Here is a 14,220-nt window from a genome sequence, read left to right on the forward strand (position 1 = left end):
CAGGGGGGACCCTGTGGGAGAGTAGGACGCCGCCGAACAATCATTGTGGGAAAGCCCCGCACCTTATGGTGCGGGGCTTTTCTGCGTTTACGGGCACGTGTGCGGTCTCCTGTAGGGTCAGGGGGCATCGTTCGACATTTCTACAGTCACAGTGGAGGCCCCCGGGTGGAGGTCCAGGAGACTCGGGTTCAGACTGACCGAATTTTCACCTTTCCGAACATCCTGAGCATGGCGCGCCTCGCCGGCGTGCCGCTGTTCCTGTGGCTGATCCTCGAGAAGCACGACGGCTGGGCGCTGGCCGTTCTCATGCTCAGCGGGGTCAGCGACTACCTCGACGGGAAGCTCGCGCGGCGCTGGAATCAGATCAGCAGCCTCGGGAGACTGCTGGATCCCGCTGCAGACCGGCTCTACATCCTGTCCACGCTGTTCGGTCTGACCTATCGCGGCATTCTGCCGATCTGGCTCACCGCGGCCCTGCTGGCCCGTGAGCTGATGCTGCTGGTCATGGTCTGGATCCTGCGGCGACACGGCTATCCGCCGCCGCAGGTCAACTTCCTCGGGAAGGCGGCGACCTTCAACCTGATGTACGCCTTCCCGTTGCTGTTGCTCAGTGACGGCTCGGGTTGGTTGGCCTGGACGGGGTCAGTTTTCGGATGGGCGTTCGCCGGATGGGGTACAACCCTCTACTGGTGGGCAGGAATCCTTTACGTGGTGCAGGTCCGCCGACTCGTGAAGGCGGACGCCGCGGCCGATTGAGCCTGCTCGGCGCCGGACTGACGCGGAGGAGTAGCCCAGTCACCGTCCGAGGCGGGTGAAGTCGGCGAGAACGTCGTCTCTCAAGGAGGACTCTTCCGACATGAAGGCCGTCGTGATGGCCGGTGGCGAAGGCACACGTCTTCGCCCCATGACCTCGAGCATGCCCAAGCCGCTCCTGCCGGTGGCGAACCGGCCGATCATGGAGCATGTGCTCAGGCTGCTCAAGCGGCATGGGCTGAGCGAGACCGTGGTCACTGTGCAATTCCTGGCATCACTCGTCAGGAACTACTTCGGTGACGGCGAAGAGCTCGGAATGGAGCTCACCTATGCCAACGAGGAGAAGCCACTCGGGACCGCCGGCAGCGTGAAGAACGCCGAGGAGGCCTTGAAGGACGACACGTTCCTCGTGATCTCCGGCGATGCGCTCACCGACTTCGACCTCACCGATCTCATCAAATTCCACAAGCAGAAGGGCGCACTGGTCACGGTGTGCCTGACGCGGGTGCCGAATCCACTGGAATTCGGCATCACCATCGTGGACGAAGAGGGGAAGGTCGAGCGCTTCCTCGAAAAGCCGACCTGGGGCCAGGTGTTCTCGGACACCATCAACACCGGTATCTATGTGATGGAGCCGGAAATCTTCGACTACGTCGACCCGGACGTTTCGGTCGACTGGTCCGGCGATGTCTTCCCGCAGCTGATGAAGGAAGGCCGCCCGATCTACGGCTACGTCGCCGAGGGCTACTGGGAGGACGTCGGCACCCACGAGAGCTACGTCAAGGCGCAGGCCGACGTACTCGAGGGCAAGGTCCAGGTCGACATGGACGGCTTCGAGATCTCCCCCGGCGTATGGATCGCCGAGGGGGCCGAGGTGAGCCCGGACGCGGTCTTGCGCGGGCCGCTCTACATCGGGGACTACGCCAAGGTCGAGGCCGGCGTGGAGATCCGCGAGCACACGGTCGTCGGGTCGAACGTCGTCGTCAAGAGCGGTGCCTTCCTGCACCGGGCCGTCGTGCACGACAACGTGTACATCGGACCCCACAGCAATCTCCGCGGCTGTGTCATCGGCAAGAACACCGACATCATGCGGGCCGCGCGGATCGAGGACGGCGCCGTCATCGGTGACGAGTGCCTCGTCGGTGAGGAATCGATCGTTCAGGGGAACGTGCGGGTCTACCCCTTCAAGACGATCGAGGCGGGTGCCTTCGTCAACACCTCGGTGATCTGGGAGTCGCGCGGACAGGCGCACCTGTTCGGCGCGCGCGGAGTCACCGGCATCCTGAACGTCGAGATCACCCCCGAGCTGGTGGTGCGGCTCGCCGGCGCCTATGCGACCACCCTCAAGAAGGGTGCGATCGTCACCACGGCCCGTGACCACTCCCGCGGTGCGCGAGCCCTGAAGCGGGCCGTGATCTCCGCGCTCCAGGCCAGTGCCATCAACGTACGGGACCTGGAGAACGTACCCCTGCCGGTGGCGAGGCAGCAGACGGCGCGCGGCAGCGCCGGCGGTATCGTGCTGCGGACCTCGCCGGGGGTTCCGGACTCCGTGGACATCATGTTCCTCGACGAGCGGGGGGCGGACCTCTCGCTCCAGCAGCAGCGCAAGCTGGACCGGGTCTACGCGCGCCAGGAGTACCGGCGTGCCTTCCCCGGGGAGATCGGTGACCTGCAGTTCCCGGGCAGTGTCTTCGACGCCTATACGGGTTCTCTGCTGCGCCGGGTGGACATCACCGGGGTCGCCGACTCCGGGCTCAAGGTGGTCGTGGACGCCTCCAACGGCAGTGCCGGGCTGGTGCTGCCGAGCCTCCTGGGCAAGCTCGGGGTGGACGCGCTCACGGTCAACCCGGGGCTCGACGAGTCCCGGCCCACGGAGACCGCCGAGTCGCGGCGGGCCGGGCTGGTGCGGCTCGGCGAGATCGTGGCCTCCTCGCGCGCGGCCTTCGGCGTGCGCTTCGACCCGGTGGGTGAGCGGATCTCCCTGGTGGACGAGCGCGGGCGGATCATCGAGGACGACCGGGCGCTGCTGGTGCTGCTGGACCTGGTGGCCGCGGAGAAGCGCAGCGGCAAGGTGGCGCTGCCGGTGACCACGACCCGTATCGCCGAGCAGGTGGCGGCGTACCACGGGACGCAGGTGGAGTGGACGACCACCTCGCCCGACGACCTGACCCGGGTGGGCCGGGCGGAGAACACCATCTTCGGCGGGGACGGCAGGGGCGGGTTCATCGTCCCGGAGTTCAGCAGTGTCTTCGACGGGGCGGCGGCCTTCGTGCAGCTGATCGGGCTGGTGGCGCGCACGCAGCTCACGCTGAGCCAGATCGATGCCCGGATCCCGCGCGCGCACGTGCTCAAGCGGGACGTGCCGACGCCGTGGGCGGTGAAGGGGCTCGTCATGCGGCGGGTCGTGGAGGCGGCGGGGGACCGGCAGGTGGACACCACGGACGGGGTACGGGTGGTCGAGGCGGACGGCCGGTGGGCGCTGGTGCTGCCGGACCCGGCGGAAGCCGTCACCCATCTGTGGGCCGAAGGTCCCGATGACACCTCCGCTCAGGCACTGCTCGACGAGTGGGCCGGCGTGGTGGACGGGGCCGGGCACTGAGTGCCGGGCGCGGTATGACGTAGGGGCGCAAGTCCCGCGGGCCGGGTCGGGGGATGCCCCCCCCCCGCCCCGCTCGACGGGTGCATTCGGTATGGGCGGCGCCGACATGCGACGATGTGCGGCATGTCGCAGCCGCCCCACAACCGGAGTTCGGCGCCGCCCGCGCGTCCCGCGCGCCCGGACGCTTCCATGTCGCTGCTGACGCACGTGATGGATCACAGCCTCGACGAGGGCTATGCGGAGGCGACGGCCCGGCGCGAGGCGGAGGGCAAGGCCGGACTGCCGCGCACGCTCAAGGCGAAACTGGCGCTGGGCGCCGGGCTCGTGCTCGCCGCCGCGGTCGTCACGCTGGGCGCGGCGCAGGCCCAGGTGGCCGCGCCGGTGCTGGCCAAGGAGCGGCAGGAGCTGATCGACCGGGTGCAGCGCTCCGACGAGCGTGCCGACGCCCTGGAGCGGGACATCGAGCGGCTGCGCGACGACGTGGCGGACCGCCAGAGTGCGGCGCTCAAGCAGCACGGCGGTGATCAGGGACAGCTGGTGGCGTTGCTGTCCGGGGCCACGGAGGTCCGTGGGCCCGGAATCCGCCTGGTGATCGACGATGCGAAGGGCGCCTCGTCGGGCGGCGGTGGCAAGCCGCGCGAGAGCACGGGTTTCTCGGACACCGGGCGGCTCCGCGACCGGGACATGCAGAAGATCGTCAACGGGCTGTGGCAGTCCGGGGCGGAGGCCGTCTCGATCAACGGACAGCGGCTGACGGCGCTGTCGGCGATCCGGGCCGCCGGTGACGCGATACTGGTCGACAACAGGCCGCTGGTGCCGCCGTACGAAGTGCTGGCGGTCGGTGACAAGAAGCGGCTCGGGACCACGTTCCAGGACTCCGCCGACGGACAGTACCTGCATGTGCTGCAGGAGAGTTACGGGATCCGCTACACCTTGTCCGCAGCGGACGAGGTAAGGCTGCCGGCCGCGTCGAGTCTGACCGTGCGGACAGCCACAGCAGAAGAGCCGAAGAAGGGTGCATCGTGATCGCGGTACTGGGCCTCGTGGCCGGAGTGGTGGTCGGGCTTCTGGTCCGGCCCGAAGTGCCGGCCGTCGTGGAGCCGTATCTGCCGATCGCCGTGGTGGCGGCGCTGGATGCGGTGTTCGGCGGTCTGCGGGCGATGCTGGACGGCATTTTCGTGGACAAGGTCTTCGTGGTGTCGTTCCTGTCGAACGTGGTCGTGGCCGCGCTGATCGTCTTCCTCGGTGACAAGCTGGGCGTGGGTTCGCAGCTGTCGACGGGTGTGGTCGTCGTCCTCGGCATCCGCATCTTCTCCAACGCCGCGGCCATCCGCCGGCACGTCTTCAGGGCGTGATGGGGATGAGTACGCATGACACCCCGCCGCAGGAGCCGAACGTTCCGGAGCAGCCCCTGAGGGGCGAGCCCTCCCGGGCCGGTGGGCCCGTGGGGTCTGCCGGGGCCGACGAGCCCGCGCAGACGGGGCGGCAGCGGCTGGCGGCCGGGCTGTGGCCGCCGCGCGTGAGCCGGGCCCAATTGATCGTCGCGGTGCTGCTGTTCGTCCTGGGGCTGGGGCTGGCCATCCAGGTGCGGTCCAACAGCGACTCCAGCGCGCTGCGCGGGGCGCGTCAGGAGGACCTCGTACGGATCCTCGACGAGCTCGACGGGCGGACCAAGCGCCTGGAGGACGAGAAGTCGAAGCTGGAGGACCAGCGCAAAGAGCTGGAGAACAGCTCCAACCAGGCCGAGGAGGCCCGGAGGCAGACCGTGGAGAAGGAGCGCCAACTCGGCATCCTGGCCGGTACGGTGGCTGCGCAGGGGCCCGGCATCACGCTGAAGATCACCGATGCCAAGAACCAGGTGCGGTCGGACCAGTTGCTGGACACGCTCCAGGAGCTGCGGGCCGCGGGTGCCGAGGCGATCCAGATCAACGGTGTGCGCATCGTGGCCGGCTCGTACTTCTCGGACGAGAGCGGTGGTGTCGGGATCGACGGTAAGAAGATCACACAGCCCTACGAGTTCAAGGTGATCGGCAAGCCGCAGGATCTGGAGCCCGCGCTCAACATCCCGGGCGGTGTCGTGCAGACGTTGGAGAAGGAGCAGGCCACCGTCGCCGTCACACGGTCGGCGAAGATCGTTGTGGATGCCTTGCGGGCTGTGAAGCAGCCTGACTACGCTCGGTCGTCATCGTCGTGATGCGGGACGGACGAGCGGACCGGCCGACGCGGGTAGATGCCTGCGGGGGGTCGGCGCGCCGAAGTCGCGGTGCGTGGTGGAAACTGTCTGGTGGTTACGGACGTTGTGAGAATGTCCGGGTCGGCAGGTGTTGCATTCGGAGTTCGTCCTGCCCCACGGGCGGGTCTGTTTCGGTCAAGGGGAATCGCCCGTGAAGTTGTTTGAGAAGTTGTTCGGCAAGAAGAACCGTGAGGAGAGCGGTGCGGCCAGGCACCGCGCTGGGCACGGAGACGCGGAAGGGCAGGGCGACCGGCCGCTCTTCCGGGACGAGGTCGGCGGGGCGGGTGACATTTCGGGCGCACAGGGCGCGTCGGCTGTTGACCCTGCCGGTACCGGACGCATAGGTTTCGGTGAACCATCAACCTCAAGTGCGGGTGGAGGGTTTGCCCCCGACCCGTATGCCACCAATGCCTCCGCGGGGCACCCGCGGCGCGAGGAGCCGTCCATGTCGGCCGAGCAGATTTGCAGCAGGTGCGGGCACCGCAGCGATGCGGCCAGCCGATTCTGCTCCAACTGCGGTGCGCCGCTGCGGGCGGGCCTGACGCCGGAGCGTGCCTCGGAGACCACGTCCACCATCTCGATCTCGGGCCTCGAGGCCTACGAGGCCGAGGTGTCGGGACAGCAGCACGTGTCGTCCTCGCTCTCCCCCGAGGCCCAGGCCGCGGTGGAAGCACTGCCTCCGGGTTCCGCTCTGCTCATCGTGCGGCGCGGCCCCAACTCCGGAAGCCGTTTCCTTCTGGACGGCGAGCTGACGACGGCCGGCCGGCACCCGCAGAGCGACATCTTCCTGGACGACGTCACCGTCTCCCGGCGCCATGTCGAGTTCCGCCGGAGCCAGGACGGCGGCTTCACCGTCGCCGACGTCGGCAGCCTCAACGGCACGTATGTGAACCGTGAACCGATCGACTCCGTCTCGCTGCACAACGGCGACGAGGTGCAGATCGGCAAGTACCGGCTGGTCTTCTACGCGAGCCTGCGGGGCATCTGACCCTGTCAAGGGAAGGTTCCATGCTGCGTACCCCGACCGGCGGTGCCCCGAAGAGCGGCACCGCCGGCACCGTCGGCCCGGCCGGGCGGCTGGTGAGCATCGGCACGGTGCTGACCATGCTGCGTGACGAGTTCCCCGAGGTCACGATCTCGAAGATCCGCTTCCTGGAGGCGGAGGGGCTCGTCGAGCCCCAGCGCACACCTTCCGGATATCGCAAGTTCAGCACCGACGACGTCGAGCGGCTGGCCCGCATCCTGCGGCTCCAGCGCGACCATTACCTTCCGCTGAAGGTCATCCGCGAGCAGCTCGACGCGCTCGCACGCGGCGAGCAGATCCGTATCCCGGCGCCGACGGCGAACGGAGAAACGGTTGATCCCACGAGCCCTGCCGCCGTCTACGGCGAGGTGGGCCGGGAGCGGCCCACGGTCGCGCGGGTGGGCCGGGCCGAGCTGATGGCCGCGGCGGACGTGGACGAGGTGCAACTCGTCGAGTGGGAGTCGTACGGGCTGCTCACGGAGGCGCCCGGCGGCGGATTCGACGCCGAGGCGGTCACGGTGGCCCGCCTGGTGGCCGATCTGGGGCGGTTCGGGCTGGAGCCGCGCCATCTGCGGGCGATGAAGGCCGCCGCGGACCGGGAGGCGGGCCTGGTGGAGCAGGTCGTGGCCCCGCTGCGCCGGCACCGCAACCCCCAGACCCGGGCGCATGCCGAGGCCACCATGAAGGAGCTCGCGGGGCTCTCCGTACGGCTCCACGAGGCCCTCGTGCAGACGGCTCTCGGGGTCCGGCTGCCCTGAGCTGCGGGGAGCTCGGGGGCTCGCCGGGGGGAGCCCCGGGGGCACCTTGGGGGAGCCCGACTACCCAAACCTGCCGGGCAGGTCCTAGGGTTGCTGTGTGAATGAGCTCGACGTTGTGGGTGTCCGGGTGGAAATGCCCTCGAACCAACCGATCGTGCTCCTGCGTGAAGTGGGAGGCGACCGGTACCTCCCCATCTGGATCGGACCAGGGGAGGCGACCGCCATTGCCTTCGCGCAGCAGGGGATGGCCCCTGCCCGGCCGCTGACGCACGACCTGTTCAAGGACGTGCTGGAGGCGATCGGCGAGGAGCTCACCGAGGTCCGGATCACGGATCTGCGGGAGGGCGTCTTCTACGCGGAGCTCGTCTTCGCCAGCGGGGTCGAGGTGAGCGCGCGGCCTTCCGACGCCATAGCGCTGGCCCTGCGGACGGGGACGCCGATCTACGGCAGTGACGGCGTGCTGGACGACGCCGGAATCGCCATTCCGGACGAGCAGGAGGACGAGGTGGAGAAATTCCGCGAGTTCCTCGACCAGATCTCGCCGGAGGACTTCGGTACCGGGCCGCAGTGAGGTTGTTGCCGGTGGGGCGGCGCCGTGGGGCGCCGGCCTCGGCGTCCTCCGGGCGTCCTCCAGGAAAATTCAGCCCATTCGAGTAGCCTTTCCCCGCAGCGGGGTACGGGAAACCACTCTCAGGGTGATTATCACTCGGCGTGCCGAGTGTGGCGATCGTTGACGCACCCCTGGTGACTGCCTACCTTCAAGGTGGCAGGTCAAGGACGGAGGGTCGGCGTGAGGATCACGGGCGACGGTACGACCGGGGGCACCCCCGCACGGAGTGACGGTGGGCCGTACCCGCTGCACGGCAGTGCGGTGGGGTCCGCGCGCCGTCAGCCGGATTCGACGCCGGTCGGGCCGGTGGGCGGCGAGCCGGCACCCGAGCAGGTCGGATACCGGGGGCCGACGGCGTGCGCCGCGGCCGGCATCACGTACCGGCAGCTCGACTACTGGGCGCGGACCGGCCTGGTGGAGCCGAGCGTGCGTCCCGCGTACGGATCGGGCACGCAGCGGCTGTACAGCTTCCGCGACGTCGTCGTCCTCAAGATCGTCAAGCGCTTCCTGGACACCGGGGTGGCGCTCCAGAACATCCGCACCGCCGTGCAGCACCTGCGCGACCGCGGTTTCTCGGACCTGGAGCGCATGACGCTCATGAGCGACGGCGCCACCGTGTACGAGTGCACGTCGCCGGACCAGGTGGTGAGCCTGCTCCAGGGCGGTCAGGGCGTCTTCGGCATTGCCGTCGGCGTGGTCTGGCGGGACGTGGAGAACGCCCTCTCGCAGCTGCACGGGGAGCGCGTGGACACCGGCGAGACGGTGGTCGGGCACAACCCGGCCGACGAGCTCGCCGCGCGCCGCAACCGGGCCGTCTAGGGGGTGTTTGCCGGGCGTCGCGACGCCGCGGACATCCGTCAGACACCCCCTAGGCCGGGTCCCGGCTCGGCCGGGTCCAGCCGTCGGATTGTCAGTGGCGTGGTGCAGCATCGGTGCTGTGAGAGCCGCGCCGACCATCCTGCACCTGGACATGGACGCCTTCTACGCCGCCGTGGAGCAGGCGGCGAAGCCGAGCCTGCGCGGGAAGGCCGTCATCGTCGGTGGGCTCGGACCGCGCGGGGTCGTCGCGACCGCCTCGTACGAGGCCAGGCGGTTCGGGGTGCACTCGGCGATGCCGACGGCCCAGGCGCGGCGGCTCTGCCCGAACGGCGCCTACCTGATCCCGCGCTTCAGCCTCTACCGGGCGGTCAGCGACGTGGTCATGGCCCTGCTGAGGGAGCTGTCACCGCTGGTGGAGCCGCTCAGCCTGGACGAGGCCTTCGTGGACCTGGAGGCGGGCGGGGTCGCCTTCGACGCGGAGGGCGCGCGGGCGACCGGTGAACGGCTCAGGGCGGACATCCGGGCCGCGACCGGGCTCAGCGGTTCTGTGGGGCTGGCGGGCTCCAAGATGCTGGCCAAGGTGGCCTCGGAGGAGGCCAAGCCGAACGGGCTGCTGCTGATCGAGGTGGGTACGGAGCGCGAGCTGCTCGCGCCGATGTCCGTACGGACCCTGCCGGGGGTGGGGCCGGCCACGGGGGAGCACCTGCGGCGGGCCGGGATCACCACGGTGGGGGAGCTCGCCGAGGCCGGTGAGGACGAGCTGGTCCGGATGGTCGGGCGCTCGCACGGGGTCGGGCTCTACCGGATGGCGCTGGGGCTGGACGAGCGGCCGGTGGTGGCCGAGCGCGATGCGAAATCGGTGTCGGTCGAGGACACCTTCGACGTGGACATCCACGACCGGGTGCGGATCCGCGGCGAGGTGCAGCGGCTCGCGGAGCGGTGCGTGCAGCGGCTGCGGGCGTCCGGGCACTCGGGGCGCACGATCGTGCTGAAGGTGCGCCGCTACGACTTCTCGACACTGACCCGGTCGGAGACCCTGCGCGGGCCGACGGACGACCCGGCGGTGGTGCGGGAGGCGGCCGCGCGGCTGCTGGAGGCGGTGGACACCACGGGCGGGGTGCGGCTGCTGGGGGTGGGGGTGACGGGGCTGGCGGACTACACGCAGGAGGACCTGTTCGCCCAGGCGGCGGCGTCTTCGCTCGCCGCCGAGGCGGACGCGGAGGGGCTCGGGGCGGAGCCCGCGACGGAGCACGGGGCGGAGCACGGGGCGGACGGTTCGCACGGGACCGCCGTAACGGACGGGGCCGGTGCGGCCGGGGGAGTGAACGGGGCCTTTGAGGCCGTTGTCGGCGCCGAGGGGAGGACGGGGGCGGCTCCGGGACCCGGAGGGCCGGAGCCGGCTCCCGAGCGGCGCTGGGCGGCCGGGAGCGACGTCCTGCACGCGGTGTACGGGCCCGGCTGGGTGCAGGGCAGCGGGGTCGGGCGGGTGACCGTCCGCTTCGAGCGGCCCGGCTCGGAGCCGGGCCGGGTGCGCACGTTCCTGGTGGACGACCTCGAGCTGGAGCCGTCCGACCCGCTGCCGCTCGTGGGGGAGGCGGGGGAGGGGCAGGAGGGGGCTCGGGCGGGGTCCTAGGCCGGGTCCTCGCCCGCCAGGCGGCCGAAGTCGCGCTGGAAGTCACTGGGGAGGGCGATGTCCAGGCCGTAGTGGTGGTAGAGCTGGAGCTCCTGTTCGGGGGAGAGGTGGCGGCCGACGCCGAAGTCGGGGGCGTCGCGGATGAGGGAGCGTTCGAAGGGCACCCGCAGGCCGTCGCCCGCCAGCTCGCTCGGTTCCAGGGGGACGAAGGCGTCCCGGCTGAAGAGGCCCGTCCGTACGGCGGCCCATTCGGGGACGCCTGTGGCATCGTCGAGGTAGACCTCGTCAACGGTGCCGATCTTGGTTCCATTGCGGTCGAACGCCTTGCGGCCGATCAGGCTGCGCGGATCGATGTCGGTCTGCACGGTCCCTCCATTTGGTCGCAACTCCTCCGTAATGACTACAAAAGTGCATTTCCGGAGAGGGGGCCACTCGAGGGAGTGCCCAGATCCTCGCTGGTAGGCTGGGTGACGGCTGTTGACCCTGTGCGGGAGAGTCCTCCGAGTGAGCATGACGGAGGCGCCGAAGGAGCAAATCCTCCCCGGAATCTCTCAGGCATACGTACCGCACGCGACGAGGCCACTCTGGAAAGCAGGGGAAGGTGCCGGGCACGCAGTGCCGGCTCCTCCCCTCACCGACGGTGAAAGCCGGAGCTCACGGGCCACCCCCGCGACTCCGGTGAAGCTCTCAGGTTGAGATGACAGAGGGGGAGGCCGTCCGGGTGCCCGCGCCGTGGTGCCCCTCGCAGGTCGTACGACCAGGAGGCCTCCGTACATGACCGCCAACCGCATTCCGCTCTCCCAGCTGGAGCGAGGCATCCCCTTCGAGCAGCGCCACATCGGCCCTGATGCCGAGGCGCAGGCGAAGATGCTCGCCCAGGTCGGCTACGGCTCCCTGGACGAACTGACCGCTGCCGCGGTGCCGGATGTGATCAAGACCGCTGACGCGCTGAACCTGCCCGAGGCGCGCACCGAGGCCGAGGTGCTGGCCGAGCTCCGCCGGCTCGCCGACCGCAACCAGGTCCTGTCCTCCATGATCGGCCTCGGTTACTACGGCACCTTCACGCCGCCGGTGATCCTGCGCAACGTGATGGAGAACCCCGCCTGGTACACGGCGTACACGCCCTACCAGCCGGAGATCTCGCAGGGCCGCCTGGAGGCGCTGCTGAACTTCCAGACGGTCGTCGCCGAGCTGACCGGGCTGCCGACCTCCGGCGCCTCGCTGCTCGACGAGGGCACCGCCGCCGCCGAGGCCATGACCCTGGCCCGCCGCGTGGGCAAGGCCAAGGGCAACGTCTTCCTCATCGACGCCGATGCGCTTCCCCAGACCATCGCCGTGATCGAGACCCGCGCCGAGCCGATCGGCATCGAGGTCGTCGTCGCCGACCTCTCCGACGGCATCCCCGCCGAGATCGCCGAGCGCGGCGTCTACGGCGTCCTGGTCCAGTACCCCGGAGCCTCCGGTGCCGTACGGGACATCAAGCCGGTCATCGACCAGGCGCACGGGCTCGGCGCGATCGTCGCCGTCTCCGCCGACCTGCTGGCGCTGACCCTGCTGACCTCCCCCGGTGAGCTCGGCGCGGACATCGCCGTCGGCACCACCCAGCGCTTCGGCGTGCCCATGGGCTTCGGCGGTCCGCACGCCGGCTACATGGCCGTCCAGGCCAAGCACGCCCGCTCGCTGCCCGGCCGCCTCGTCGGCGTCTCCGTGGACGCGGACGGCAACAAGGCCTACCGCCTCGCGCTCCAGACCCGTGAGCAGCACATCCGCCGTGAGAAGGCCACCAGCAACATCTGCACCGCGCAGGTGCTGCTCGCCGTCATGGCCGGCATGTACGCCGTCTACCACGGTCCGGACGGCCTGCGGACGATCGCCGGCCGCACGCACCGCTACGCCGCGCTGCTGGCCGCCGGTCTGACCGCGGGCGGGGTCGAGGTCGTGCACGGCTCGTACTTCGACACGATCACCGCCCGCGTGCCCGGCCGCGCGGCCGAGGTCGTCGCCGCCGCCCGCGAGGGCGGGGTCAACCTGTACCGGGTCGACGCCGACCTCGTCTCCGTCTCCTGCGACGAGACGACCCTGCGCGCCGACATCGAGGCCGTCTGGGCCGCCTTCGGCGTCACCGCGGACATCGAGGCGCTGGACGCGAGCACCGCGGACGCGCTGCCCGAGGGGCTGCTGCGCTCGGACGCGTACCTGACCCACCCGGTCTTCCACCAGCACCGCTCCGAGACCGCGATGCTGCGCTACCTGCGCAAGCTCTCGGACAAGGACTACGCGCTGGACCGCGGCATGATCCCGCTGGGCTCCTGCACCATGAAGCTCAACGCGACCACCGAGATGGAGCCGGTCACCTGGCCCGAATTCGGCCAGCTGCACCCGTTCGCCCCGGTGGACCAGGCCGAGGGTTACCTCACGCTCATCACCGAGCTGGAGGAACGTCTCTGCGAGGTCACCGGCTACGACAAGGTGTCCATCCAGCCGAACGCCGGCTCCCAGGGTGAGCTCGCCGGTCTGCTCGCGGTCCGTGCGTACCACCGCGCGAACGGCGACGAGCAGCGCACCATCTGCCTCATCCCGTCCTCGGCGCACGGCACCAACGCCGCCAGCGCCGTGATGGCCGGCATGAAGGTCGTCGTCGTCAAGACCGCCGACGACGGCGAGGTGGACGCGGACGACCTGCGCGCCAAGATCGAGCAGTACCGCGACGAGCTCGCCGTGCTGATGATCACCTACCCCTCGACCCATGGTGTGTTCGAGGAGCACGTCGCCGACATCTGCGCCCAGGTGCACGAGGCCGGCGGTCAGGTCTACGTGGACGGCGCCAACCTCAACGCCCTGGTGGGCCTGGCCAAGCCGGGTCACTTCGGCGGCGACGTCTCGCACCTGAACCTGCACAAGACCTTCTGCATCCCGCACGGCGGCGGCGGCCCGGGCGTCGGCCCGGTCGGTGTCCGGGCGCACCTGGCCCCGTACCTGCCGAACCACCCGCTGCAGCCGACCGCCGGCCCGGAGACGGGCGTCGGTCCGATCTCGGCCGCGCCGTGGGGTTCGGCCGGCATCCTGCCGATCTCCTGGTCGTACGTACGCCTGATGGGCGGCGAGGGCCTCAAGCGCGCCACCCAGGTGGCCGTGCTCGGAGCCAACTACATCGCCAAGCGCCTGGAGCCGCACTACCCGGTGCTGTACACGGGCCCGGGCGACCTGGTCGCGCACGAGTGCATCATCGACCTGCGTCCGCTGTCGAAGTCGACGGGCGTGAGCGTGGACGACATCGCCAAGCGCCTGATCGACTACGGCTTCCACGCGCCGACGATGTCCTTCCCGGTGGCCGGCACGCTGATGATCGAGCCGACGGAGTCCGAGGACCTCGCCGAGATCGACCGCTTCTGCGACGCGATGATCGCCATCCGCGGCGAGATCGAGCGGGTCGCGGCCGGCGAGTGGCCGCTGGAGGACAACCCGCTGGCCAACTCCCCGCACACGGCGGCGGCGCTGGGCGGCGAGTGGAACCACCCGTACACCCGTGACGAGGCCGTGTTCCCCGGCGGGGTTTCGGCCGCGGAGAAGTACTGGCCGCCGGTGCGCCGGATCGACGGTGCGTTCGGTGACCGCAACCTGGTCTGCTCGTGCCCGCCGCTGGACGAGTACGACAACTAGGCATGACGAAGGGGCCGGGGGGGGGGGGGGGGGGCGGGGGGGGGGGGGGGGTGGGGGTGGGTGGGGGGGGGGGGTGGGGGGGGAGGGGGGGGGGGTGGGGGGGGGGGGGGGGGGGGGGGTGTGGGGGGCCC

12 protein-coding genes and 1 riboswitch are annotated in these 14,220 nt (G+C 70.2%); of the genes, 11 read left to right on the forward strand and 1 reads right to left on the reverse strand.

Going from position 1 to position 14,220, the window contains the following annotated elements; all coding sequences use genetic code 11:
* Positions 1-165: 165 nt before the first annotated feature.
* The 10 genes from ACZ7GJ_RS37400 to ACZ7GJ_RS37445 all read left to right on the forward strand — a co-directional run bounded on the left by ACZ7GJ_RS37400 (position 166) and on the right by ACZ7GJ_RS37445 (position 10,429).
* Positions 166-756 carry a CDP-alcohol phosphatidyltransferase family protein gene (locus tag ACZ7GJ_RS37400; RefSeq protein WP_470758360.1) on the forward strand — a complete coding sequence of 197 codons (591 nt, stop codon included), beginning with the start codon at positions 166-168 and terminating at the stop codon, positions 754-756.
* 100 nt (positions 757-856) lie between these two features.
* Positions 857-3,352 (forward strand): mannose-1-phosphate guanyltransferase, encoded by a 2,496-nt coding sequence (locus ACZ7GJ_RS37405; RefSeq protein ID WP_365928597.1) that lies wholly within the window; start codon positions 857-859, stop codon positions 3,350-3,352.
* A 114-nt stretch (positions 3,353-3,466) separates the two neighbouring features.
* A complete protein-coding gene (locus ACZ7GJ_RS37410; protein ID WP_470758362.1) occupies positions 3,467-4,378 on the forward strand; it encodes a DUF881 domain-containing protein in 912 nt (303 codons plus the stop codon).
* Positions 4,375-4,707: a small basic family protein gene (locus tag ACZ7GJ_RS37415; RefSeq protein WP_030158423.1), complete on the forward strand. Its 333-nt coding sequence runs from the start codon at positions 4,375-4,377 to the stop codon at positions 4,705-4,707. The genes ACZ7GJ_RS37410 and ACZ7GJ_RS37415 overlap by 4 nt, the downstream gene beginning before the upstream one ends.
* Before the next feature lie 5 nt (positions 4,708-4,712).
* The gene (locus tag ACZ7GJ_RS37420) at positions 4,713-5,546 is read left to right on the forward strand and encodes a DUF881 domain-containing protein (protein WP_470758364.1); all 834 of its coding nucleotides are present in this window, start codon (positions 4,713-4,715) and stop codon (positions 5,544-5,546) included.
* Between the two features lie 484 nt (positions 5,547-6,030).
* Positions 6,031-6,573, forward strand: coding sequence for an FHA domain-containing protein (locus ACZ7GJ_RS37425; protein WP_365928603.1), 543 nt, complete (start codon positions 6,031-6,033; stop codon positions 6,571-6,573).
* 20 nt (positions 6,574-6,593) lie between these two features.
* On the forward strand, positions 6,594-7,367 hold the full coding sequence (gene ftsR / locus ACZ7GJ_RS37430; protein WP_470758366.1) for a transcriptional regulator FtsR: 774 nt from the start codon (positions 6,594-6,596) through the stop codon (positions 7,365-7,367).
* A 97-nt stretch (positions 7,368-7,464) separates the two neighbouring features.
* Positions 7,465-7,938 carry a bifunctional nuclease family protein gene (locus tag ACZ7GJ_RS37435; protein ID WP_030009777.1) on the forward strand — a complete coding sequence of 158 codons (474 nt, stop codon included), beginning with the start codon at positions 7,465-7,467 and terminating at the stop codon, positions 7,936-7,938.
* A 219-nt stretch (positions 7,939-8,157) separates the two neighbouring features.
* A complete protein-coding gene (locus ACZ7GJ_RS37440) occupies positions 8,158-8,796 on the forward strand; it encodes a MerR family transcriptional regulator (RefSeq protein ID WP_365928607.1) in 639 nt (212 codons plus the stop codon).
* Positions 8,797-8,914: 118 nt separating this feature from the next.
* A complete protein-coding gene (locus tag ACZ7GJ_RS37445) occupies positions 8,915-10,429 on the forward strand; it encodes a DNA polymerase IV (protein ID WP_470758369.1) in 1,515 nt (504 codons plus the stop codon).
* On the opposite strand, the gene ACZ7GJ_RS37450 is transcribed toward ACZ7GJ_RS37445, so the two are convergent.
* Positions 10,426-10,794, reverse strand: coding sequence for a PRC-barrel domain-containing protein (locus ACZ7GJ_RS37450; RefSeq protein WP_470758371.1), 369 nt, complete (start codon positions 10,792-10,794; stop codon positions 10,426-10,428). The genes ACZ7GJ_RS37445 and ACZ7GJ_RS37450 overlap by 4 nt on opposite strands.
* A 113-nt stretch (positions 10,795-10,907) precedes the next feature.
* Positions 10,908-11,006, forward strand: a riboswitch (glycine riboswitch).
* A 197-nt stretch (positions 11,007-11,203) separates the two neighbouring features.
* Here ACZ7GJ_RS37450 and gcvP point away from each other — a divergent pair.
* Entirely contained in the window at positions 11,204-14,089 is a 2,886-nt protein-coding gene (gene gcvP / locus ACZ7GJ_RS37455) for an aminomethyl-transferring glycine dehydrogenase (RefSeq protein WP_470758373.1), read from the forward strand.
* Positions 14,090-14,220: the final 131 nt, after the last annotated feature.

The organism is Streptomyces sp. NPDC037242 (assembly GCF_055604165.1).